At 65.4% G+C, this 23,610-nt stretch carries 23 protein-coding genes; 4 read left to right on the forward strand and 19 right to left on the reverse strand.

What is annotated here, in order from left to right; all coding sequences use genetic code 11:
- Position 1: 1 nt before the first annotated feature.
- Both cydB and E3O25_RS07540 read right to left on the reverse strand, forming a co-directional pair.
- Positions 2–1,006, reverse strand: coding sequence for a cytochrome d ubiquinol oxidase subunit II (gene cydB, locus E3O25_RS07535; RefSeq protein WP_092110016.1), 1,005 nt, complete (start codon positions 1,004–1,006; stop codon positions 2–4).
- A gap of 21 nt (positions 1,007–1,027) precedes the next feature.
- Positions 1,028–2,443, reverse strand: coding sequence for a cytochrome ubiquinol oxidase subunit I (locus tag E3O25_RS07540; protein WP_134360854.1), 1,416 nt, complete (start codon positions 2,441–2,443; stop codon positions 1,028–1,030).
- A gap of 109 nt (positions 2,444–2,552) precedes the next feature.
- Between E3O25_RS07540 and E3O25_RS07545 the strand changes: the two genes are divergently transcribed.
- Positions 2,553–2,939: a BlaI/MecI/CopY family transcriptional regulator gene (locus E3O25_RS07545; RefSeq protein WP_092110020.1), complete on the forward strand. Its 387-nt coding sequence runs from the start codon at positions 2,553–2,555 to the stop codon at positions 2,937–2,939.
- Positions 2,940–2,965: 26 nt separating this feature from the next.
- Positions 2,966–3,955, forward strand: a complete 990-nt coding sequence (locus E3O25_RS07550) for a M56 family metallopeptidase (RefSeq protein WP_134360855.1) — start codon at positions 2,966–2,968, stop codon at positions 3,953–3,955.
- Positions 3,956–3,966: 11 nt separating this feature from the next.
- Here the strand turns inward: E3O25_RS07550 and E3O25_RS07555 are convergent, their stop codons facing one another.
- From E3O25_RS07555 to E3O25_RS07575, 5 genes are all read right to left on the reverse strand, one after another.
- Positions 3,967–4,890 (reverse strand): ABC transporter substrate-binding protein, encoded by a 924-nt coding sequence (locus tag E3O25_RS07555; RefSeq protein WP_241984053.1) that lies wholly within the window; start codon positions 4,888–4,890, stop codon positions 3,967–3,969.
- The gene (locus E3O25_RS07560; protein ID WP_092110024.1) at positions 4,874–5,629 is read right to left on the reverse strand and encodes an ABC transporter permease; all 756 of its coding nucleotides are present in this window, start codon (positions 5,627–5,629) and stop codon (positions 4,874–4,876) included. Before E3O25_RS07560 ends, E3O25_RS07555 begins: the two co-directional genes overlap by 17 nt.
- Entirely contained in the window at positions 5,626–6,312 is a 687-nt protein-coding gene (locus E3O25_RS07565; protein ID WP_134360856.1) for an ABC transporter permease, read from the reverse strand. The genes E3O25_RS07560 and E3O25_RS07565 overlap by 4 nt, the downstream gene beginning before the upstream one ends.
- Positions 6,309–7,211 (reverse strand): ABC transporter ATP-binding protein, encoded by a 903-nt coding sequence (locus E3O25_RS07570; protein ID WP_092110028.1) that lies wholly within the window; start codon positions 7,209–7,211, stop codon positions 6,309–6,311. Before E3O25_RS07570 ends, E3O25_RS07565 begins: the two co-directional genes overlap by 4 nt.
- A gap of 177 nt (positions 7,212–7,388) precedes the next feature.
- Positions 7,389–8,066, reverse strand: a complete 678-nt coding sequence (locus E3O25_RS07575; protein ID WP_092110030.1) for a TetR/AcrR family transcriptional regulator — start codon at positions 8,064–8,066, stop codon at positions 7,389–7,391.
- Positions 8,067–8,213: 147 nt separating this feature from the next.
- On the opposite strand from E3O25_RS07575, the gene E3O25_RS07580 reads away from it, so the two are divergent.
- Positions 8,214–9,236, forward strand: coding sequence for an App1 family protein (locus tag E3O25_RS07580; RefSeq protein ID WP_092110033.1), 1,023 nt, complete (start codon positions 8,214–8,216; stop codon positions 9,234–9,236).
- A 41-nt stretch (positions 9,237–9,277) separates the two neighbouring features.
- On the opposite strand, the gene E3O25_RS07585 is transcribed toward E3O25_RS07580, so the two are convergent.
- The 7 genes from E3O25_RS07585 to hisD form a co-directional block, all read right to left on the reverse strand.
- The gene (locus tag E3O25_RS07585) at positions 9,278–10,087 is read right to left on the reverse strand and encodes an ABC transporter permease (RefSeq protein WP_092110035.1); all 810 of its coding nucleotides are present in this window, start codon (positions 10,085–10,087) and stop codon (positions 9,278–9,280) included.
- Entirely contained in the window at positions 10,084–10,896 is an 813-nt protein-coding gene (locus tag E3O25_RS07590) for an ABC transporter permease (protein WP_241988535.1), read from the reverse strand. Before E3O25_RS07590 ends, E3O25_RS07585 begins: the two co-directional genes overlap by 4 nt.
- Positions 10,893–11,705, reverse strand: coding sequence for an ABC transporter ATP-binding protein (locus tag E3O25_RS07595; RefSeq protein WP_134360903.1), 813 nt, complete (start codon positions 11,703–11,705; stop codon positions 10,893–10,895). Before E3O25_RS07595 ends, E3O25_RS07590 begins: the two co-directional genes overlap by 4 nt.
- A gap of 116 nt (positions 11,706–11,821) precedes the next feature.
- A complete protein-coding gene (locus tag E3O25_RS07600; RefSeq protein WP_092110038.1) occupies positions 11,822–12,904 on the reverse strand; it encodes an ABC transporter substrate-binding protein in 1,083 nt (360 codons plus the stop codon).
- A gap of 241 nt (positions 12,905–13,145) precedes the next feature.
- Complete coding sequence (locus tag E3O25_RS07605) at positions 13,146–14,180, reverse strand: quinone-dependent dihydroorotate dehydrogenase (RefSeq protein ID WP_134360857.1); 1,035 nt, start codon at positions 14,178–14,180, stop codon at positions 13,146–13,148.
- A gap of 12 nt (positions 14,181–14,192) precedes the next feature.
- Positions 14,193–14,720 carry a transcriptional regulator NrdR gene (gene nrdR, locus E3O25_RS07610; RefSeq protein ID WP_092110042.1) on the reverse strand — a complete coding sequence of 176 codons (528 nt, stop codon included), beginning with the start codon at positions 14,718–14,720 and terminating at the stop codon, positions 14,193–14,195.
- Between the two features lie 12 nt (positions 14,721–14,732).
- A complete protein-coding gene (gene hisD, locus E3O25_RS07615) occupies positions 14,733–16,046 on the reverse strand; it encodes a histidinol dehydrogenase (RefSeq protein WP_134360858.1) in 1,314 nt (437 codons plus the stop codon).
- A gap of 81 nt (positions 16,047–16,127) precedes the next feature.
- Here hisD and E3O25_RS07620 point away from each other — a divergent pair, with 81 nt between their 5' ends.
- Positions 16,128–16,748: a flavin reductase family protein gene (locus E3O25_RS07620; RefSeq protein ID WP_134360859.1), complete on the forward strand. Its 621-nt coding sequence runs from the start codon at positions 16,128–16,130 to the stop codon at positions 16,746–16,748.
- 116 nt (positions 16,749–16,864) lie between these two features.
- Here the strand turns inward: E3O25_RS07620 and E3O25_RS07625 are convergent, their stop codons facing one another.
- The 5 genes from E3O25_RS07625 to E3O25_RS07645 all read right to left on the reverse strand — a co-directional run bounded on the left by E3O25_RS07625 (position 16,865) and on the right by E3O25_RS07645 (position 23,520).
- A complete protein-coding gene (locus E3O25_RS07625) occupies positions 16,865–17,647 on the reverse strand; it encodes a 1-acyl-sn-glycerol-3-phosphate acyltransferase (RefSeq protein WP_092110047.1) in 783 nt (260 codons plus the stop codon).
- 53 nt (positions 17,648–17,700) lie between these two features.
- On the reverse strand, positions 17,701–21,168 hold the full coding sequence (gene dnaE, locus E3O25_RS07630) for a DNA polymerase III subunit alpha (RefSeq protein WP_092110225.1): 3,468 nt from the start codon (positions 21,166–21,168) through the stop codon (positions 17,701–17,703).
- Positions 21,169–21,276: 108 nt separating this feature from the next.
- Positions 21,277–22,227, reverse strand: coding sequence for an RluA family pseudouridine synthase (locus E3O25_RS07635; RefSeq protein ID WP_092110049.1), 951 nt, complete (start codon positions 22,225–22,227; stop codon positions 21,277–21,279).
- Positions 22,224–22,907 (reverse strand): signal peptidase II, encoded by a 684-nt coding sequence (lspA, locus tag E3O25_RS07640; protein ID WP_092110051.1) that lies wholly within the window; start codon positions 22,905–22,907, stop codon positions 22,224–22,226. The genes E3O25_RS07635 and lspA overlap by 4 nt, the downstream gene beginning before the upstream one ends.
- A complete protein-coding gene (locus E3O25_RS07645) occupies positions 22,897–23,520 on the reverse strand; it encodes a DivIVA domain-containing protein (RefSeq protein ID WP_092110053.1) in 624 nt (207 codons plus the stop codon). The genes lspA and E3O25_RS07645 overlap by 11 nt, the downstream gene beginning before the upstream one ends.
- Positions 23,521–23,610: the final 90 nt, after the last annotated feature.

A 23,610-nucleotide genomic window follows, 5' to 3' on the forward strand; every position in this document is an offset into this window, starting at 1 on the left:
TTTAGTGTACGGCGACCTCGATGTGGGCCCGGCCGATGCGCTTGCGGAACACCCAGTAGGTCCAGCCCTGGTAGAGCAGGATGACGGGCATCCCGATCAGTGCGGTCCAGCTCATTACGCCGAGCGTGTACGACGACGAGGAGGCGTTGGCAATGGTGAGACTGTTCGCCGGGTCGTTGCTGGCCGGCATGACGTCGGGGAAGAGCGACGCGAACAGGGTGAGGACGGCGAAAGCGATCGTGCCGGCCATCAAGCCGAAAGCGAGCCGTTCGGCGCCGCGCAGGTTGGCCAGGAACGATGCGATCAGTGCGACAGCGGCAAGGGCGGCGAAAAGAGTGGATGCCAGGGTGCCGTAGGCGAGGGTCGTCCAGGCCAGAAAGCTGGCCGCGACGACGATCGTGACGATTCCGGCTTTGGTGGCCAGTTTGCGTGCTCGAACGCGAATGTCGCCCTCGGTCTTGAGCGAGATGAACACCACCCCGTGCACGAAGAACAGCAGCAACGTGGTGACGCCACCGAGCAGAGCGTAGGGGTTGAGCAGGTCGAAGAACGTGCCGATGTAGTCGTGGTCCGCATCGAGCTTCACGCCGCGAACGACGTTGGCGAAGGCCACACCCCAAAGCAGGGCCGGTACGGCCGAGCCGACGATGATCATGCCGTCGAACCACTTCTTCCAGGTGGATTCGGGGCGCTGGTGCCGGTATTCGAACGAGACACCGCGCAAAATCAGTGCGACCAGGATGAGCAGCAGGGCCAGGTAGAACCCGCTGAACATTGTGGCGTACCACTCCGGGAAGGCCGCGAACAGGGCCGCGCCGGCCACGATGACCCAGGTTTCGTTGAGGTCCCAGACCGGACCGATGGTGTTGATGAGAACGCGGCGATCGGTGTCATCCTTGCCGAGGAACGGCAGGGACATGCCAACCCCGAAGTCGAAGCCGTCGAGTACGAAGTACCCGATGAACAACGCGGCGATGATCCAAAACCAGAGAATTGTGAGATCCATCTTGTATTCCTGCTAACCGTTCTAGTAGACCGTGACAGCTTGCTTGGCGACGCCGGATTCAGCATCGTGAACCGGAGCATCGTCCGGGCCTTTCTGAACGGCCTTGAGGATGAGCTTGAACTCGACCACCGCGAGAATTCCGTAGAGCAGGGTGAAGACGATCAGCGAGATCAGAATTTCCAGACCGGTCACGCCGGGCGAGATGCCGTCTTCGGTGCGCATGAGTCCGAACACAATCCAGGGCTGGCGGCCCATTTCGGTGAAGGTCCAGCCGACGCTCATGGCGAGCAGCGACATCGGGAAGCTCCAGATGGCGACCTTCCACATCCACGGGCGGGCCGGCTTGGCGGCATTCTTGCGGGTGAAGAACAGGCCGGCGATAGCCACCAGCATGTGGGCGAGGCCGAGGCCGATCATCCAGCGGAAGGACCAGTAGGTGACCCAGATGGTCGGGGTGTAGTCGCCGGGGCCGTAGACGTCGACATACTGTGCCTGCAGGTTGTTGATTCCCTCGACGGTTCCGTCCATTGTGTGCGTCGACAGGAACGAGAGCAGGTATGGGATGCGCACCGAGAACAGCTCGCTCACACCGTCGGGGGTTCCGAGGGTGAAGATCGAGAACGAGGCGTTCGCACCGGTCGCGGTGACGTACATGGCCTCGGCCGAGGCCATCTTCATCGGCTGGACTTCGGTCATGATCAGGCTGAGCTGGTCGCCGGATACCGTCGTGAGAATTCCGGCGATGATCATCATCCACATGCCGAACTTAAGCGCCGGCCGCATGGTTTCGAAGTGCTGGTTGCGGGCGAGGTGCCAGGCGGCGACCGAGATAATCAGGCCGGCCGAGACCATGAAGCAGGCAAAGATCGTGTGCGGAAAGGATGCCAGCACGATCGGGTTGGTCAGGAGCTCACCGATACTGGTGAGTTCAGCGCGACCCTTTTCGGCGTTCATCTCGAACGCTACCGGGTTCTGCATGAACGCGTTCGCCGCGAGGATGAAGTAGGCCGAGGTGATCGAGCCGATCACGGTGAGCCAGATGGTCGCCAGGTGGATCTTTTTGGGCAGTTTGTCCCAGCCGAAGATCCAGAGGCCGATGAACGTGGCCTCCAGGAAGAATGCGGTGATGCCCTCGAATGCGAGCGGGGCGCCGAAGACGTCACCGACGAAGCGCGAGTAGTCCGACCAGTTCATGCCGAACTGGAACTCCTGCACGATGCCGGTCACGACGCCCATGGCGAAGTTGATCAGAAAGATTTTGCCGAAGAAGTGCGTCAGCTGCAGGTATTTGGCCTTATCGGTGCGTACCCACGCCGTTTGGAAGATGGCGACCGTGAGGGCCATTCCAATGGTGAGTGGGACGAAGAGAAAGTGGTAAATGGTCGTGAGACCGAACTGCCACCGTGAGAGGAGTAAAGGATCCAACCACTCGTTCATGTGCCCTCCAGCAAGTTTGTGTTACGCGCGCTGACTTTTCTACGCTACGTAGAACACTACTCTTCTACAACTCGTAGAAATCACAGTTTCGCAGCGTACTGTACACAACATGGGAAGTTTGGGTGTGCTCGAGAGGCTGATGATGGATGTCCTGTGGGACTCCCCGACCTCGTTGACGGCCAACGAGCTCAAAGATGCCCTGATCAACCCCCGGATCTCGGAGCGGCCGGCCAAGCCATTGGCGACGACCACCATTTTGACCGTGCTGTCCCGGCTCGAGGGCAAAGGCTTCGTAACCCGCGATCGCACTGTGCGCCCGCACGCCTACACCGCAGCCATGAGCCGGGCCGCCCACACGGCCGGCCTCATGCACGAGGTACTCGGTCAGGTGCCCGATCGCCACGCGGCCCTCGTGCGCTTCATCGGCGGTGTCACCCCGCAGGAGGCAGAAACCCTGCGCCAGTTGCTCGGCACGGCGACCGTCGACAACGACTGACCCACCCGGGCCAGCCAGCACTCCCCGTGATCACCGCCGCCGCCCTGCTCGGCGTCATCGCCCTGCTGTTGGCCTGGCCGGTCCCGCTGGCCCTGGCTCGCGCCGGCTGGCCGGCACGCTCCCCCGGCGTGGCCCTCGTGCTGTGGCAGGCCATCGCATTGTCGGGCGGACTGTCTATGATCGGCTCGTTGCTGCTCTACGGCCTCGTTCCTTTCGGGGCCGATCTCGGCGCTGGTGTCAGCGCCCTCAGTGGCGACCTGCGGGCCGGAACCCTTCCGGTCGGCACGAGCGTCAGCCACGTGCTCGCGCTCGGAGCGGCCATTCTGCTCGGCACGCACCTGCTGCTGAACCTGTTGGCAACGTTCGTGCGGGCCGAGCGCCAGCGGCGCCGTCACCACACCCTCATCGCGCTGCTGAGCGATCCGCTGCACGGACAACCGGGCATGCGCGTCATCGACCACCCGGCCCCGGTCGCGTACTGCCTGCCCGGAGCGGGTCACTCAGCGACCGTGCTCTCCAACGGCCTGCTGCGCCTGCTCGATGCGGAACAGGTGCGCGCGGTCATCGCCCACGAGCAAGCTCACCTCGTGCAGCAGCACCATCTGGTCTTGCTCGCCTTCAAGAGCTGGCACAGCGCCCTGCCGTGGTTTCCCATCGCCAATCGCGCCGAGAATGCTGTCGCGCTGCTGGTGGAGATGCTTGCGGACGATCACGCCCGCCGCGTAGTAGACGATCACACCCTGGCCCGCGCGATCGCCCTCACCGGCTTCGCGCTGGCCGGTTTCGCCGCCCCCTCTCTCGGTGAAGCGGATGCGACGGCGCGCGCCGCCGCATCCGCTTCACTCACCGAGAAGGGCCCGGTGGCAGCGCCCGAGCACGCGGCGCAGCAGGTGATGCCGCGCGTGGCGCGGCTGGTGAACCCGGCCGTACCGCTGCGCTATTCGGCCACGGCCGGAGCACTCACCGTGTCGGTGGTGCTCTTGGCCGGGCCGGCATTCATTTTGTTCGCGGCGTAGGCCGACGTCGACTAAAGGAGCTTTTCCTGGGTCAGCCAGGTTGTTGCGATCTTGTCGGCCGACAGCTGGTCGTTCTTGCTCTGTGAGTTCAGGTCCACGAGTGTGTCGGCCGTCAGGGCCGCGCTGACCTTGTTCAAAATCGCTGCCGCACTGTCATCCACCTTCTCGGAGACGACAGGCACGACGTTGTCCGGAAAGAACAGTCCGTCGGGGTCGGCGAGGGCGACCAGATTGTTGGTCTTGATGTTCGGGTCGGCCGTGTAGATATTGGCGAGCTGGATATCACCGTCGACGAGGGCCTTAAGGGTCAGCGGTCCGCCGCTGTCTTCAACCGGAACGAAGCCGGCGATGTTGATGCCGTATTTCTCTTTCAGGGCAGTTGGCCCGTAGGGCCGGGTTTCAAGCTCAGAATTGCCACCCACGGTGATCGGTTCGGTGACCTTGGTGAGCGAGGCAATGTCGGTGAGGCCGTACTGGCTCGCAAAAGCGTCGGTGACGGTCCAGGAGTTCTGGTCGGAGGCGTCGGCTTTGTCAAGAACCCGCAGGTTGTCGGGCAGGGCGGCCTGCAGCTCGTCGTAGGTCTCGTCGCTGGTACCGCCGACTGCTTCCTTGTCGAGGGCTTGGAGGAGGCTTCCACTGTACTCGGGGAAGACGTCGATCTTGCCCGCCTCGATGTCGGGCAGGTACACCTCGCGCTGGCCGATCTGGAACTGCCGGTCGACGGTGAATCCGCCGGCTTCGAGTGCCTGGGAGTAGATCTCCGCGATGATCTCGTTGGAGTAGTACGCCTGAGATCCGACCACGATGGTGTCGGCGGCGGCGCTATTCGACGGTTCCGCCAGGGGGTCCCCCGACGCACACCCTGCAAGGGCTACGACGGCCCCAACCGCGACGGCGCCGATGAGCGTGAGCCGGCCTCTATTCATTGCGAACATGACTGTTTCCTTCCTCGATGGTGAGTTCCATCACCGGGCGGGATCGGGATGATCCGCCCGGTATGTCTGTGGGGCGCCCCGCCGTGACACCACGGGGAACGACCAATTTTTGTGCGAGGGCGAACAGGCCCTCCAAGACGATCGCGAGCAGGATCACCAAGATGGAACCGCCGAGCATTTCACCGTAATCGCGAATTCGCAGACCCTCAAAGAGGTAACGACCCAGGCCGAAATCTGCGATGTAGGCGGCGAGAGTGGCCGTGGCAACCACCTGCAGGGTCGCGGAGCGTAGGCCGCCGATCAGCAGGGGAAGCCCGAGCGGCAGCTCGACCTTGAGCACGATCTGCATCTCGGACATGCCGACCGCTCTGGCAGCATCGATAATTTTTCGATCAATGGCTTCGAAGCCGGTGTAGGCGCCGGCCAGAATGGGCGGAATAGCGAGAACGGTCAACGCCACATACGGCGCGTTCAGACCGATGCCGACCCAGAGGGCGACGAGGGTGAGCAGTCCCAGGGTGGGAATTGCGCGGAATGCGCCGGAGATGGCCACGGCCAGCCCGCGACCGCGACCGGTGTGCCCGATGAGGAAGCCGATCGGCACGGCTATCACCGCGGCCACGACAAGGGTCACCAGAGTGAACAGCAAGTGTTGAGCCAGGCGCGTGGGAATTCCACCGGCTCCGACCCAGTGCGCGGGGTCGAGCAGCCAGGCCAGCGTTTCGGTGAGAAAAGTCACGCCGCAACCTCCCTGATGACGGGGGCGGGGCGGGCAGTGACGCCGATCGCGCTGCGCCGGGTCCACGGCATCAGCAGGCGTCCGAGCAGCACAAGCGCCGCGTCCAGGGCGAGGGCGAGCAGCACGGTGGCGACGATGCCCACGATGATCTCCGCCTCAATTCCGCGCTGGAAGCCGTCGGTGAACAGGCTGCCGAGGCTCTGCGCGCCGATCACGGCACCGACGGTGGCGAGGCTCACGGTGCTGACTGCCACAACGCGCAGACCGGCCAGTAACACGGGGCCGGCCAGAGGGAACTCGACCCGCCAGAAGGAGGACCAGCCCGAGAAGCCGACGGCCGTCGCGGACTGGCGCACGTCCCGGTCGACGGAACCGAGCCCATCGGCTACCACCCGCACCATCAGGGCAACCCCATACAGGGTGAGTGCGATGATCAGGTTCAGCGGTGAGCGGATGCTGGTGCCCACGATAAAGGGCAGCACGATGAACAAGGGCAGCGACGGAATTGCATAGAGCAACCCGACCGTGGTGAGGATGACCGCGCGACTCGACCGGTAGCGATACGCCAGCCAGCCGAACGGAAGCGCGATCACGAAGCTCAGGATGATCGAGGGCACGCTGAGGATGAGGTGATCGAACGTGCGATCCCAAATGAGGTCCAGGTTCGACCAGATCCAGGTCACCGCGAATCCCCACCCTGCACCGAAGCACCCGGTCCGCGCGGACCGGCCCTTGACTCGGAACCCGATGCAGTCGCTGCCGTTGATTGTGATGCGACGAGGACCCCGGCCAGGCGCCCGGTTTCGTCGACGACAATGTTGCCATTGCCGTGGTTTTCGACGTGCAGGGAGCGTTTGCCACGCTCGGCGCCGACGAAGGTAGAGACAAAATCGTCGATCGGGTTCGCGAGAATTTGTGCCGGGGAGCCGACCTGGGCAACCTTGCCCCCGGTGCGCAGGATGACCACCTGGTCGCCGAGCAGGAAGGCTTCGTCGATGTCGTGGGTGACGAAGACCACGGTCTTGCCGAGTTCGCGTTGCAGCCGCAGCAGCTCCTGCTGAAGTTCGGCGCGCACGATCGGATCCACCGCACCGAATGGCTCGTCCATGAGCAGAATATTGGGGTTGACGGCGAGCCCGCGAGCCACGCCGACTCGTTGCTGCTGACCGCCCGATAGCTGGCTCGGATAGCGCTCAGCGAGAGATCGGTCGAGACCGACCGTGTCGAGCAGCGCGAGCGCTTGCTCGCGGGCCTTCTTCCTGGGCATTCCCCGCAGCATGGGGACGGTAGCGACGTTGTCGACGACCTTGCGGTGGGGAAGCAGCCCCGAGTTCTGCATGACGTAGCCGATGCTTCGCCGCAGCTTGACCGGCTCCAGGGTGCCGATGTCGGCCCCGTCGATGTCAATGGAGCCGCTCGTCGGGTCAACCATGCGGTTGATCATTCTCAGCAGCGTCGTCTTTCCCGACCCGGAGGTACCCACGAACACGGTGGTCTTGTGCGAGGGCACCACGAGGCTGAAGTCGTCCACGGCGATGGTGCCGTCGGGGAAACGTTTGGTCACCGAGTGGAATTCGATCATCCTGGTGGCGCGCTCCTCGGGTCGGGTCGGGTCAACACACAGCAGATGCTAACCCAATCACTATTCGCGGCGACAGGCAAAACAGATTGCGCAAAAAGATTTATCCAGCAGCGAACACAGCCCTCCACCGACGAGAAAGCCGGGCACCCCGGTGGGGCGCCCGGCGGTGAGCGATGATCAGGAGGCGGCGGCGAGAAGGCCCAGGGCGTGCGGGCTGTAGAACCCGTCGAGGTAGTTGCGCAGCACGAGACGGCACTCGGCGATGAACCGCTCCTCACCGACCGGGTCGGTGTGAAAGGCCCGGGCAAGCAGGGCGTCCGCCATTTCAACGGCGACTTCGAGGCGGAAGATCAGTTCGTCGCCGGCCGGCAGGTCGAACTCGTTCACGAGGACATCAGCGAGGCGACGCGCGAAGAAGTCGGCATCCGCTACAGCGTCGGCGCTGGGAGCGCCATCCCGGTCGTCGAAGTTGACGATGCGAAAGCCCGGTTCGGAGCGGTACAGGCCGACGAAAGCCGTCACGACACAGTCCACCGCGTCCCACCAGGAGGTGAGGGAGCTCGAGCCGAGTTCGTCGACGACGCGCTGGCGAAAGCGCACCACGGCACGCTCGTGCAGGGCGTGTAAAACGGCGACCCGGTCGGGGTAATAGCGGTACACAGTACCGATGGACGCACCGGCACGTTCCGCGATCATCGCGGTCGTGATGCGGTCAAAACCGACCTCGTCCACGACGGCGGCAGCCGCATCGAGCAGACCGGACAGACGTGCAGCGCTGCGCTGCTGAATCGGCTCGGTGCGCACCTGCTGCAGTGCTGCACCGGTCTCTTCACCCAATAGGCCACCAAGCGACATTTATCCCCCTTGAAGATACGTCACCATCCTACGGGGTAAAACCCCAATCCCACGGGGCTGATCGGGGGATGCACAGCAACGTGGCAGAATGAAGGAGTGCCAGAGTCTCCAGACGCCACGCCGCGTGCTCCCAGTCCCGAGCGAATCATGCACCGCGCGGCCCGCATCGAAGACTGGCTGCATGACCGCCGTGAGCATTCCGCCCGCCGCCGCGGATACCAGCCGACCGTCATTCCCTACACCGGCTACGGCTCGACCGCCTGGGTGCGCATCCTCTGCCGGGTACTCCTGGCCAAGCCCGAAAAGCCCTCGAAACGTCAGAAGCGGCCCCGAGCGGATGGCCGTGACGCCGGCATTCGTGGATGGCGCAGCTTCACCAGCGTTCCGGTCAACGACGTGACCGTCACCATCGAGATCGGCGGCCAGACCCATCGCGTGCAGGCGGATCGGGGCGGGGTCGTCGACACCGTCGTTTTGGTGTCACTGCCGGCCGGGTGGCACGCTGCCCAGCTGCACACCGAATCCTCAGCCGTCGTCGAAGCGCCCCTCTTCATCGTGGCACCCACGATCGGCTACGGTATCGTCTCCGACGTCGACGACACCGTGATGGTCACCACACTTCCCCGCCCGCTCCTCGCCGCCTGGAACACCTTCGTGCTCGACGAGCATGCCAGGGTACCGACGCCCGGCATGGCTGTCTTTCTGGAACGACTGGCGTCGAACACGCCGGGAGCCCCGGTGATCTACCTCTCCACCGGTGCCTGGAACGTGGCCCCGACACTGTCGCGCTTTCTCTCCCGCAACCTCTACCCGGCCGGGGCGCTGCTGCTGACCGACTGGGGCCCCACCCACGACCGCTGGTTCCGCAGCGGAAGCGCCCACAAACGGGATAACCTGCGCCGGCTCGCCGAACAATTTCCGAACATGCGCTGGATTCTCATCGGCGACGACGGCCAGCACGACGAAGCCATTTACAGCGACTTCCAGCGTGACTATCCGGGCAGCGTCGCGGCCGTGGCCATCCGCCAGCTGTCCCCGAGCGAAGCAGTGCTCGCCGGCGGGCGCTCACGCGACGCCGTGCTGATCGAGGGCGGCCCTGAGGCACCGTGGGTCTACGGTCCAGACGGATCGAGCCTCGCCAACCAACTCGCCGAGCACGGTCTGCTGTAAGCCCGGTCGCCTGTACACCAGAGACCAATCCCGGGGCTGCGTCAGCCCGCGGTGCTCTGCTCCATGCTCATGCGTCGAAGGACCAGGTTCTCGACCACCTGGGCCAGGCCGTAGAGGGCGAGGGAGACGATGGTGATCACCACGACGGATGCCCACACCTCGGAATTCTGCACCTTCGCGACAGCGGCGACGATGGAGTTTCCGAGTCCCTGGCCGGTCGTGAGCCACTCGGCCAGCAGCGCCCCGGTGATCGCCCCCGGCACCGAGATCTTCACCGCGGCGAAGAAGGATGGCAGCGAACTCGGCAGCGCGACCTTGCGCAGTGTCGTGAACGCGCTGCCGCCGTAGACGGTGATCACGTCGCCGATCTGCGGTGAACTCGAACGCAGCCCGAACGCGATGTTCACGAGTGCCGGGAACAACACGACGATAGCCCCCATCACCACGGCTGTCGTGAGGCCGCGTCCGGTGATGAGGCTGATGATCGGCACGAGGGCCACGAGCGGCACCGATCGCAGCAGCAGGGCGATGGGCATGAGGGCGTGCTCGATGCCCCGCGACAGCGTGAACAGCACGGCGAGGAGCAGGGCGCAGGTGAGACCGGCCACGAAACCGAGAAAAGCGTCGCCGAGGGTCACCACGAGGTTGCCCAGGATGAGGGCCCGATTGTCGGCGGCATCGGGGACCGTCACGAGCCAGGTCCACACGTCGAGGGGTCCCTTGGCCAGGAACGGCGAAATGTCGAGCAGCAGGAGCAGGCCCTGCCAGGCGACCAGAACCAGCACCAGGGTGATGAGTCCGGTTCGCAGGCCGCGCGCGACCGTTATGAGAGCTATCCGGGTAAAGCTCATCGATTGTTCCGTCCGGTCGTCCACGGTGTCGCGAACCGCAGCACGACGGCGAAGATCGCGTAGCCGAGCCCCGCGGTGACGCCGGCGACGAGCGCGAGGCTCCACACGCGGTCCACGTTGGCCGTTGACCCGGCCACGAGCATGGCGATGCCCAGCCCGCGGCTGACCCCGCCGAGGTACTCCCCCAGGATGGCCCCGATGAAGGCGGCCGGCGCGGCGACCTGCAGGGCGGTCAGCACACTGGGCAGCCCGGCGATGAGGCGCACCTTGCGCAGTTGGGTGAATCTGCTGCCGCCGTAGACGGTGATGAGGTCGAGGCTGGCGGCATCCGCTGCCTTGAGGCCGACGAGCGACCCGATGACCGTGGTGAAGAACACCGATATGGCGGCAAGAAAGACCGCCGTTCCGGCCGGGTCGCCCGCGCTCGGCGCCCCGATCACGATGTAGGCGATCGGGCCGATTGCCACGATCGGAATGCAATAGGTGATGACGGCGACCTGCATCGCAATCTTTTCGATGCGTGGCAGCAGCAGAACGAGCGCGGCGAGGGCCAGTGCCAACCCGTTACCCCAGGCGAAGCCGATGAGCGCTTCCAGTATGGTGACGCTGACGTGGGGCAGGTAGAACGCCGGCCCGTCGCTGACGAGCTGCACGAGCACATCGAGCGGGGTCGGTACCGCGCCGCCGGGCATCGAGCCGACGTCGGCGAACACGGTGACGGCTCCGATCCACCACAGGGCCAGGACGATCGCGGCCCCGATCAGGCCGGTCGCCCAGGCGGGCAGGGCGCGCAGCTGATTGCGGATCACCGGTCGTCGCCCGAGGCGGCGGCATCGCTGAACAGCAGGTCGGAGGCGCGGTCGTGCAGGGCGTGGAATTCGGGTGACCGCATCATCTCGGGCAGCCGGGGCCGCGGGAGGTCGACGTCGATGACTTCCTTGACCCGGCCGGGGCGGGCGCTCATGACCGCGACGTGGTCGGAGAGGAAGATGGCCTCGGCGATGCCGTGGGTGACCATGAGGGTCGTGGCGGGCTTCTGCGTCCAGATACGCAGCAGCTCGAGGTTGAGCCGCTGCCTGGTCATATCGTCGAGGGCGCCGAAGGGTTCGTCGAGCAGCAGCACCGAGGGCTTGAGTACGAGTGACCTGGCAATCGACACCCGTTGCTTCATGCCGCCGGACAGCTGGGCGGGCTTGGCCTTCTCGAATCCCTGCAGGCCGACGAGGGCGATCAGTTCATCGATGTACGCCTCGTCGACGGGAACGCGGGCGACCTCGAACGGGAGGCGGATGTTGGCGCGCACACTGCGCCAGGGCAGCAGGGCGGAGTCTTGAAAGGCGATGCCGAGCTGATGTCCCTGCCGCAGTTGCTGCGGGCTCTTGCCATCGACCCGGGTGGTGCCGCTCGTAGGCGCTTCCAGGCCGGCCAGAATGCGCAGGATGGTGGATTTGCCGCAGCCGGACGGCCCGAGGAGCGACAGGAAGCTGCCCTTGTCGGTGTGCAGGTTGGCGTTGTCGAGGGCGACGACCTCTTTGCGCCCCACCGGGAACACCTTGTGCAACCCGGAGATGTGCAGACCCGTGCCACCGGTCTGGCCAGCGGCGTCCTGGTCGACCACCGCGTCGCGAACGCCGGCATCAGTACTACTCACGTGGTTCGCTCCTCAGCGCTGGCGGGTCTGCGGGAATATTTTTGGGCAGGTGACCAGTTTAGGTTCCGGCCGGGCATCCGCTGCTACTTGCTGTAGGCGAGCAGGTCGGGGTTTTCGGCATAGACCTCGTCGAGCAGGGTCATGTCGAACAGCTGGCTGGCCGTGATCGTGAGGCCGGTCGCTGCGAGCGTGTCGATGCTCTGCTGCTGCAGCTCGGAGCTGATCGAGAACAGTCCGTTGGCGAGTGTGTCTGCGCTCACGACGAGATCGACGGACTGGATCTCGGCCTGGCGGGTCTCCTTCTCGATCGTGAGGTCGAAGGTGGGCCCGTAGGTGTCAACCGTGAGTTTGGCGGCGGCTTCGGGGTCGTTGATCGCGTCGGTCCACCCGCGAATCTCGGCCACCAGCAGGGCCTTGAGCTTATCCCGGTCGTTTTCGATCGCGTCGTCGGTGACCGTGAGGGTCTCGGCCACGAAGGGCAGGCCGAAGTCGGCCAGCGGCAGGTTGACCGGGTCGAGTCCGAGCAGTTCCGCGTCGATGGATTCATTGGTGAGGTAGGAGAACCAGCCGTCGACCTCCCCGTTGAACAGTGGGGTCGGGTCGTACTGCACCGGAAGGGTGGTCAGTGAGTCCTCATCGATGTCGTTGATCTCGAGGAAGGCCTCCCAGAGGCTGAGGTTGCTGGCCTGCACGCCGATGGTCTTGCCCTTCAGATCGTCGAGGGCCGCGATGTTGCCCTTATCGGCCAGCGAAAGAATGGTGAAAGGGTTCTTCTGGTAGGTCGCACCGATGATCTTCAACGGGGCACCCTCATTGGCGATGATGGTGCCGGTCGAGATTGCGTTGCCGATACCCATGTCGACGTTGCCCGAGATGACCGCAGCTTCGATCGAGGCGGGCCCTTCGATCATGTCGACGGAGTCGAAGCCGGCCTCGGTGAAGTATCCGTTCTCGTCGGCGAGGTATTCGCCCATGAACTCGGCGTTTTTGATCCAGCTGAACTGAACGCTCGCATCCCCGAATGATGCGGCTTCGTTTGCCCCGGCCTCTTCCGTGTCGCTGCCCGCGCACGCGGCCAGGGAGAGCGTCAGGACGGCTGCGATAGCGACGCCGCGCACCACCCGGGTCGCCGATCGACGACTGAACAAGCCTCTGGATGGTGTCATTGCGGGATTCCTCTCGTGCGTGCACGGCGCTGCGGGGATGCAGCTGCTGTGGGGGGTGAACCGCCGGTCTGCGGATGCTGTCGAGCCGTACGACGGGCCCGGAAGTGGCAGTTTAGGCGTGGCATGTATCGGTTCCAGTTCGACTTTGTTTCGAACGGATGTCCAGAATGGGAGGGAACCCTCCGCTGACGGCATGCGCAGCTCGGCCGGCCTGCAGCCCGGTGGCTCGTGGCCGGATTCGTCAGCGGGCGGAGCGCAGACGGTCGAGCCCGCGATTGATTTGGCGAGCCCAGAGCGGACCACGGTAGAGGAATGCCGTATAGCCCTGCACGAGGGTGGCTCCCGCCGCGAGACGTTCGGCCACCTGCTCGGCCGTGTCCACACCGCCGACAGAGATGACGCAGAATTCAGCGGGCACGACGGCGCGAATCTGCTGCAGAACGGCGAGCGACCGGGCGTGCAGCGGGGCGCCGGACAAGCCGCCGGCTCCGGCGGCGGCGACGGTGGCGGCATCCGTTTTCAGGCCGCTGCGCGAAAGAGTGGTGTTGGTGGCGATGATGCCGTCGAGGCCGAGCTCAACGGCGAGAGCCGCGATGCGTGTAACTTCCACATCCTCGAGGTCGGGGGCGATCTTCACGAGCAACGGGGTGGCGCCGGCGGCGCCCTTGACCGCGGTCAGCAGCGGTGCGAGCTGGTCGAGTTCCTGTAGTCCACGCAGGCCTGGGGTGTTGGGTGAACTCACGTTGACCACGAGGTAGTCGGCCACGGGGGCAAGGATCTGCGCGCTGCGCAGGTAGTCGGCCGTGGCGTTCTCGACGGCGGTGACGCGGCTCTTGCCGATATTGATGCCGAGCACCGGGCGTCCGGCCACGGTGCGCACCCGGGTCAGCCGGGCGACAGCGGCGTCGGCCCCGTGGTTGTTGAAGCCCATGCGATTGACGACCGCGCGGTCGGCCACGAAGCGAAACAAACGCGGGGTGGGGTTACCGGGCTGGGCCAGCGCGGTGAGCGTGCCCACCTCGACATGACCGAAACCCAACTGGCCGAGGCCGAGCACGGCCTCGCCGTCCTTATCGAAACCGGCCGCGACGCCAAACGGCGACGAGAAATGCAGGCCGAGGGTGTTCACGCTGAGGTCGGTGCGAGGGCGGGTGAACCGGTGCACGAGACGCCCGAGTCCCAGAGTCGGCAGCAGCCGAATGACGGTGAAGGCGAGGTGGTGGGCGCGCTCCGGATCGATCCGGGTGAGCACGAGCTTGAAGAACAGCGGATACATCGGGCCCTACGCCTACGCTTTCGGGGTGCTGGTGGCGGTGGGAATGGTGCCGGCCGAAGCGGCATCCGCGGTCGTGCGGGTCTTGGAACGATTGCTGTGCTCGGTGCGCAGCTGGGTGATGGCGCTCTCGAAATCGTCGAGGGAATCGAAGCCCTGGTAGACGCTCGCGAACCGCAGGTAGGCGACCTCATCGAGGTCACGCAGCGGCGGCAGGATGGCCAGGCCGATGTCGTTGGCGTCGACCTGGGAAGCACCGGTCTGGCGGATGGTTTCCTCGACCTTCTGGGCCAGCATGGCCAGATCGGAGTCGGTGACGGGCCGCCCCTGGCAGGCCTTGCGCACGCCGGAGACGATCTTCTCGCGGCTGAACGGTTCGACCACGCCGCTGCGCTTGATGATGTTCAGGCTCGCCGTTTCGGTAGTGCTGAACCGGCGCCCGCATTCGGGGCACTGCCGACGGCGGCGAATGGACAGTCCGTCGTCGCTCGTACGCGAGTCGACGACTCGGGAATCTGGATGGCGACAGAACGGGCAGAACATGGTGCTGCCAGCCTAGCGGTCGGCGGCGAACCGGGCCGTGACGGCGTCGCCGTGCGCCGGCAGGGCCTCGGCGTTGGAGAGGGCGGCAATGTGGCCGGCGACACCCTGCAACGCCTCGCGACTGTAGCGCACGACCTGCTGCGGTCGCAGAAAGGTGTAGGCGCCGAGGCCGGAGGAGAACCGGGCCTGTCCCCCGGTGGGAAGCACGTGGTTGGAACCGGCGACATAGTCGCCGAGGCTCACCGGAGAATACGGCCCGAGGAAGATGGCCCCGGCGTTCTCGATCGTTTCGAGCACCGCGTCGGGATCGCTCGTCTGAATCTCGAGGTGCTCCGGCCCGAAGGCATTGCTGAACGCGGCCGCGACCTGCAGGTTGTCGACGAGTACGATCGCCGACTGGCGTCCGCGCAGAGCCACACTCACCCGTTCGCTGTGGGTAGTGGATGCCGCCAGCACGACCAGTCGCGCCGCGACGGCGTCGGCGAGTTCGGGTGAATCCGTCACCAGCACGGCGGCGGCGAGTTCGTCGTGCTCGGCCTGGCTGACCAGGTCGGCGGCGATCAGCAGCGGGTCGGCGTCAGCATCCGCTATCACGAGGATGTCGGTGGGACCGGCCTCGGAATCGATGCCGGCCTGCCCTCGAATGAGTCGTTTGGCGGCGGCGACGTAGACGTTACCGGGGCCGGTGACGATCTGCACCGGCTCGAGGCCGATATCGTCGACACCGTAGGCGAGGGCGCCGATGGCTCCGGCGCCGCCCATCGCGTAGATCTCGTCGACACCGAGCAGACCGGCGACGGCGAGGATGGTGGGGTGCACGCGACCGTCAAAGTGGCTCTGAGGCGGCGAGGCGAGCGCGATCGACCGCACCCCGGAGACCTGAGCCGGCACGACGTTCATGACGACGCTCGAGGGGTAGACGGCCTTGCCGCCGGGAACGTAGAGGCCGACCCGATTCACCGGCTGCCAGCGCTGGGTGACGGTGGCCCCGGCTTCGATCGTGGTGGTCACGTGCGCGGGCACCTGCGCCGCGCTGGCCAGGCGCACCCGGCGGATGGTCTCGGTGATCGCGGTGCGCACGGCCGGGTCGAGTGCGGCGACCGCGTCGATGATGTGGCTCGCGGGTACTCGCACCTGTCCGGGGCGCACCCGGTCGAGGCGCTCGGCCTGGTCGAGCAGGGCCACTCCGCCGCGCTCACGCACGTCGGCGATGAGCTCGGCCGCGATATCGGAGGCGACGGCGACGCTGGTCAGGGCGCGCGGAACGGAAGCCAGAAGCTCGGCCGGTGTCGGCTCGCTCCCGCGAAGGTCAATAGTCTGAATCATCGTGCCCCAGCCTATCCGTGAACCCGCGTCACAATCCGCGCGCGGGAATAGGCTGATGCTGAAAGAGATTGTTGGTTGAGTATGCAAAGCAACGTTGAACCCTCCGTAACCCCCGTGCCCGCCGTCACCGCTGTGCCCGTATTGCCTGTGCCCGCCGTCGCGACCGGGCCCGCGATCGCCCTGCCCGCAGCGCCCCGGCTCGACGCCGATCCCAACGCTCCCGACGACCTGGCCGCGTTCAAGCACGCGTTTCGCCGCCATGCCGCCGGCGTCGCGGCGATAACGACCCTCGCGCCCGATGGCACCCCGGTCGGCTTCACGGCCACCTCCCTGGCGTCACTGTCCGCGGTTCCCCCCCTCGCCACGTTCAACATGGCCAGGTCGGCGAGTTCCTGGACGGCGATCGCCGCCGCCGACCGCGTGGTCATCCACATGCTCGGTGCCCACAATCGCCGCGTCGCCGAGAAACTCGCCGGCCCGCACGCCGACCGATTCGTCGGCGAGCACTGGCAGCCGGGACCCTACGGGCTCCCGGTGTTGCACGGCGTCACCAGCTGGATGATCGGCCGCATCGTGGAACGGGTGTCGGTGCACAACAACGCCGTGGTCGTCGTGCAGATCGAGGGCGGCGGCATGGGCACCGACGATGAGGCACTGCTCTACCACGAGCGCACCTACCGGGTACCGGGCTTCGCCGTCTAACTCGTCTCGGGCGCACCGAGGTGCCAACTTCGGCCCCTTGGCGGGCCGTCAAGGGGCCAAAAGTGGCAGCTCGCTGCGGTCGGCGCCCAGGGTGCGGGCCACGTTGAGCCGCGAGGCTACTTCTCCGCAGCCGACTTCGCGGCAGCCTTGCGGCGGCGACGCTCGGCTTCGGCGATCGCAGCCTGTTCGGGGGTCGGCGCGGTGCCGCCGAGGTGCGCGGGTTGCCACCACTGGCCGGCGCCCGGCACCGGGTACTCCGTCTGCACCGCGTCGACGAGGCGCTGCAGGGTGTCGTGCAGCCTCAGCGTGGCCGCAGCGACGTCGTCCACGGCGGCAGCGGCATCCGCTCGGATGGGCTCACCAAAACGGATGCTGACCGGCACGCCCATGCGCTCCCGCAGACGCGACCGGTGGTTCTTGGTCATCAGCCGGTGCCCGCCCCACACGGCGACCGGGATGATCGGTACGTTCGCGGCCTGCGCCATGCGCACCGCGCCCGACTTGAGTTCGCGCACGGTGAACGAGGCGTTGACGCCGCCCTCGGGGAACACACCGAGCAGTTCACCGCTGACCAGGGCCGTCACGGCCTGGGCGTAGGCTTCGTGACCGCTGTCCATGTCGACCGAGATGTGTTTCATGCCGCGCAGCAGGGGTCCGACCAGTGGCTGGTCGAAGGCACCCTTCTTGGCCATGAAACGGATGTGCCGCCGGTTGTGCCGCCAGGTGACCCACTCGACCAGGGCGAAGTCGAGATAGCCGAAGTGGGTGATGGCGAGCACGGCGCCGCCTGAGACCGGCAGGCGTTCGAGACCGGTCACGGCCGGGCGCACCCGGAGCACGCCGAACAGGGCGCGACCGGCCCCGATGGCGACCTGGTAGATCGGCTCTCGCTTGTGCATGCTTCCAGCCTAGGCGGGAGTCCTGTCAGTAATCTGCGGCCAGGGCTGAAGAATTAGGTGAGGCAGTTGGGGCCGAGGATGCTTTTGAGCTCGCCGAACAGGTCGGCGCTCACCTTCACCCGGTACGGCAGCTCGAATACCCGCGCCACATCGTTCTTGACCAGTTTGAGGCGCACCTCGGCCTCGCCGGCGTGGCGCTTGAGGATCTCGCCGAGCGCACTCACCGTGTCGGTGGTCGCCCTGGCCTCCCCCACCGTGATCGAGACCATGCTCTGGTCAGAGCCCTGCCCGAGCTCGGGCTGGAACACACTGAACGCATGCAGGTTCATTCCGTCGTCGCGCAGGCTGACGCGGCCGCGCACGACCACGACCGAGTCGCTGATCAGCTCCGGCGCGAACTCGAGGTAGGCCTTGCCCATGAACATGGCGGTGATCTCCCCGCCGAAGTCCTCAACCTGGATCATGCCGTATTGGTTACCGGACTTCTTGGCGATGCGGTGCTGCACGCTCGTGATCAGGCCGGCCACGGTGACCGTGTCGCCGTCTTCGGTCGATTCCGACGCGATCAGGTCCGCGATGGTGGTGCTGGCATGCTTGGCGAGCGGAATCTCCAGCCCGGCAAGCGGATGGTCGGACACGTACAGCCCGAGCATGTCGCGTTCGTAGGCGAGTTTCTCTTTCTTGCTCCACTCCGGTCGGTCCGGCACCTGCTCGGTGTCCTGCGGTTCGTCGAACAGGCTGTCGAAGTCGAACCCGATATTGCCGTTGCTCTCTTCCCGTTTGATCTTCACGGCCGACTCGACGGCGGATTCGTGAATCTCAACCATGCCGCGCCGGGTGGCGCCGAGCGAGTCGAAGGCCCCGGCCTTGACGAGCGATTCGATGGTGCGCTTGTTGGCGACCGGCAACGGCACCTTGCGCAGAAAGTCGTGGAACGACTCGAATCGGCCCTTCTCCTCGCGTGCGCCGCGAATGGCCTCGACCACGTTGAAGCCGACGTTACGCACGGCACCGAGACCGAAGCGGATGTCGGTGCCCACCGCCGCGAAGAACCCGATTGACTCGTTCACGTCGGGCGCCAGCACCTGGATGCCCATGCGGCGGCACTCGTTGAGGTAGAGCGCGAGCTTGTCGCGGGAGTCACCGACGCTCGTGAGCAGCGCGGCCATATACTCGGCCGGGTACACCGCTTTCAGGTAGGCGGTCCAGTAGGAGAGAACCCCGTAGGCGGCCGAGTGCGCCTTATTGAAGGCGTAGTCGGAGAACGGCAAGAGAATGTTCCAGACCGTGGTGACGGCGTCCATGGAGTAGCCGCGGTCCTGCATGCCCTTCGAGAAACCCTCGAACTGCTTGTCCAGCTCCGACTTCTTCTTCTTACCCATGGCGCGGCGCAGCAGGTCTGCTTCACCGAGCGTGAAGCCGGCGAGCACCTGAGCAATCGACATAACCTGCTCCTGGTACACGATCAGGCCGTAGGTGGTGCCGATGACGTCTTTGAGGGGCTCTTCGAGCTCCTGGTGAATGGGAATGATCTCCTGCACACCGGTCTTGCGCAGCGCATAGTTCGTGTGCGAGTTGGCACCCATGGGCCCGGGACGGTATAGGGCGATGACGGCCGAGATGTCTTCGAAGTTGTCGGGCTTCATGAGCCGCAGCAGGGCTCGCATCGGGCCGCCGTCGAGCTGGAACACGCCGAGCGTGTCGCCGCGAGCAAGCAGTTCATAGGCGGCGGGATCTTCCAGGCCGAGGTCTTCGAGTACGGGCCGGTGACCGCGGTTCACCGCAATGTTGTCGAGGGTGTCGTCGATGATGGTGAGGTTGCGCAGCCCCAAAAAGTCCATCTTGATCAGTCCGAGGGCCTCGGAGGCCGGGTAGTCGAATTGCGTGACGACCTGGCCATCCGCTTCACGCTTCATGATGGGGATGATGTCGATCAAAGGGTCGCTCGACATGATCACACCGGCGGCGTGCACGCCCCACTGACGTTTCAGGTTTTCCAGGCCGAGGGCGGTGTCGAACACGGTTCGGGCTTCGGGGTCGCTCTCGATGACGGCGCGAAAGTCGGCCGCTTCACGGTAGCGCGGGTGGTCCTTGTCGAACATGCCGGTGAGGGGCACGTCCTTTCCCATGATGGCCGGCGGCATGGCCTTGGTGAGCTTGTCGCCCATGCCGAAGGGAAAGCCGAGCACACGCGAGGCGTCTTTCAGTGCCTGCTTGGCCTTGATCGTGCCGTAGGTGACGATCTGGGCGACGCGTTCCTCGCCGTACTTCTCGGTGACGTACTTGATGACCTCACCGCGGCGACGCTCGTCGAAGTCGACGTCGAAGTCGGGCATCGAGACGCGGTCAGGGTTGAGGAACCGTTCGAAGATGAGGCCGTGCACGAGCGGGTCGAGGTCGGTGATACCCATCGCGTAGGCGACCATGGAGCCGGCGCCCGAACCACGGCCGGGACCGACGCGGATACCCTGCTGCTTCGACCACATGATGAAGTCGGCGACGACGAGGAAGTAGCCGGGGAAACCCATCTGCACGATGATGCCGATTTCGTAGTCGGCGCGCGTGCGCACATCGGCGGGGATGCCCTTCGGGTAGCGTTTGGCCAGCCCGATCTCGTTTTCCTTGATGAACCAGCTTTCCTCGTTCTCACCCTCCGGGCAAGGAAAGCGCGGCATGTAGTTGGCTTTGGTGTTGAATTCCACCTCGCAGCGCTCGGCAATGAGCAGGGTGTTGTCGCAGGATTCGGGGTGGTCGCGGAACAGGTGCCGCATCTGCGCCGCGGTCTTCAGGTAGAACTCGTTGGAGTCGAACTTGAACCGGTTCGGGTCGTCCAGGGTCGACGCCGACTGCACGCACAGCAACGCCGCATGGGCGGTGGCGTCGTGGGCGTGGGTGTAGTGCAGGTCGTTGCTGGCCAGCAGCGGAAGGTCGAGCTCCTTGGCCAGTTTCAGCAGGTCGGTCATGGTGCGGCGTTCGATGTCGATGCCGTGGTCCATGATCTCGCAGAAAAAATTCTCCTTGCCGAAGATGTCCTGAAAGTCCCCGGCGGCCTTCTTCGCCTCGTCGTACTGGCCGAGGCGCAGCCGGGTTTGCACTTCGCCACCGACGCAGCCGGTCGTACCGATCAGGCCCTTCGAATACTGGCTGAGCAGTTCGCGGTCCATGCGCGGTTTGAAGTAGTAGCCCTCAAGGCTCGCCTTCGACGACAGCCGGAACAGGTTGTGCATGCCCGCGGTGTTCTCGGAGAGCAGCGTCATGTGGGTGTATGAGCCGGCGCCACCGACGTCGTCCCGGTTCTGCCCGCTCGTGCCCCACCGCACCCGGGTTTTGTCGCGGCGATCGGTGCCGGGGGTGATATACGCCTCCGTACCGATGATCGGCTTGATGCCGGCGTCGGTCGCGCTCTTCCAGAAGTCGAAGGCGCCGAACACGTTGCCGTGGTCGGTGATCGCCACCGCCGGCATCCCCTGCTCGACGGCGGCCTTGATCAGGGGTTTCACCCGGGCGGCTCCGTCGAGCATGGAGTATTCGCTGTGCACGTGCAGGTGCACGAAATTGTCGGTGGCGGTTACCGGGTTACTCACAATGACTCCGACGAGTTGATGAAACGGTTAGGGGCGAGCCCCGGGTCAGTCTCCGCGCAGCACCGCGAGGGCGTGGGTGAGGTCGGCCGGGTAGTCGGCGTTGTAGGTCACCCATTCGTGGCTGTCCGGATGGGTGAAGGCAAGCTGCTTGGCGTGCAGCCACTGCCGCTTCAGCCCGAGCCGGGCGGTGATCGACGGATCGGCGCCGTACATGGCGTCGCCGACGCACGGATGCCGCTGGGCGGTCATGTGCACCCGGATCTGGTGGGTGCGCCCCGTCTCCAGGTGTACCTCGAGCAGGGAACCGTAGGGGAAGGCTTCCAGGGTCTCGTAGTGGGTGATCGAAGGCTTACCGTCGGCCATGACCGCGAACTTCCAATCCGACCGCGGGTGGCGGCCGATCGGCGCATCGATGGTGCCGGTGAGCGGGTCGGGGTGGCCCTGCACGACGGTGTGATAAATCTTCTCGACCTCGCGGTCGTGGAAAGCCTTCTTGAGCGCCGTATAGGCCGTCTCCGACTTGGCGACGACCATGAGGCCGCTCGTGCCCACGTCGAGCCGGTGCACGATGCCGGCACGTTCGGCTGCGCCCGAGGTCGCGATGCGAAAGCCAGCAGCCAACAGGGCGCCGGGCACGGTCGGGCCGGTCCACCCGACGCTCGCATGGGCGGCCACTCCGGCCGGTTTGTTGATGACGATGATGCTCTCGTCGTCGTGCACGACGGTGAGATCAGGGACAGCGATCGGAATGACGCGCAGCGGCTGCTTGGGCTGCCAGGTCACTTCGATCCAGCTGCCGGCTCGCAGGCGATCGGATTTGCCGACGACGGTGCCGTCGAGCACGACGCCGCCGGCCTCGGAGACCTCGGCGGCGAAGCTGCGCGAGAAGCCGAACAGTTTGGCCAGACCGGCGTCTACCCGCACGCCTTCCAAGCCGTCCGGGAGTGGCAGTGATCGCCGTTCCGGGGGGCTGGTCAGGTCGATGGGGCCGTTCATGGCAGAGCCTCAGCGCCGGGTACCTGCCGGTCGCGGGCCGTCGAATCGGGCGTGACAATCTCGCTGGTGCGCGTTTCGGGGGTCACAGCATCCGTTATGAGAGGAGGAGTTTCGAGGGGCATGGCAGTTGCCACCGGCACGGTCGCTGTGGCGGTCTTGCTGACGGCCACGACCTTGTTGCCGTCAAGGCCGATTCCGCGGATGGTCAGGATCATGAAGATGATCATGCTGGTCACGATGGCCATGTCGGCGACGTTGTAGATCGCCGGCAGCAGCCAGGGAGTCGAGATGAAGTCGACCACGTGCCCGACGCCGAAGCCGGGTTCGCGCAGCAGTCGGTCGGTCAGGTTGCCGAGCACACCGCCGAGCAGCAGGCCGAAAACGAGGCCCCAGGCCAGTGAGCGGATGCGCCGGGCGAACCAGATAATGAACACCACGACGGCGGCAGCGATGATCGAGAAGATCCAGGTGGATCCGCTCGCGAGCGAAAACGCCGCGCCCGGGTTCCGAACGAAGTGCAGTTGCAGCACGTCGTTCAGAACCCGAATCACAGAGCCCTCGGTCATCGAGGCGACGACGAGGTACTTGCTGTACTGATCGAGGGCGTAAATGCCCAGCGCGACGAGGGCTAGAACGATAAGCGCTCGCGAACGCTTCTTCGTTCCTGCCCTAGGCTCCAAAGCCCTGGAAGCTGGGCTTCGGCGCGTTGGTGTCGGCCGTGGAGCCCACCGAGCTCGCGTCGAGGTCGTGCAGCTGACCCTCGATGTAGCTCTTAAGCTTCAGGCGGTACTCGCGCTCGAACGTGCGAAGCTCGTCGATCTTGCCTTCGAGCGTGGAGCGCTCCTGGTCGAGCTTCTGCAGCTGAATGCGCTGCTGGGTCTCGGCTTCGGCGATGACGCGTGCCGCAGTGGCGTGGCCTTCGGCGATCAGGGCGTCGCGCTTCTCGGCGCCTTCCTTGACGTGCTCTTCATGCAGGCGGCGAGCCAGCTGCAGCAGGTTGGTCGTGCCGGCCGTCTCGTCGATCGGCGTGAGCGCGGCAACGGGCGCAACCGGAGCGGCGACGGGCTCGACGACGACCGGTTCGGACGGAGCTGCGGCGACCGGGGCGGAATCGGCTGCGGGAGCAGCGCCTCCACCAACCTGGGCACGCAGTTCCTCGTTCTCCTTGGTCAGGCGACGCAGTTCGACGACGACCTCGTCGAGAAAGTCATCGACCTCGTCCTGGTCGTATCCCTCACGGAACTTGGTCGACTGGAACCTTTTGTTGACTACATCTTCCGGAGTTAGCGCCATGGCTTTTCACCCTCAAAACTTGAATTTATTGTGAACATTTGACTGACTTGAGCCGATGAGTGACTCAAGTATTGAAATTGACTACGGGCT

The sequence above is a fragment of the Cryobacterium sp. TMT1-3 genome, from assembly GCF_004402315.1.
Classification (GTDB): domain Bacteria; phylum Actinomycetota; class Actinomycetes; order Actinomycetales; family Microbacteriaceae; genus Cryobacterium; species Cryobacterium luteum.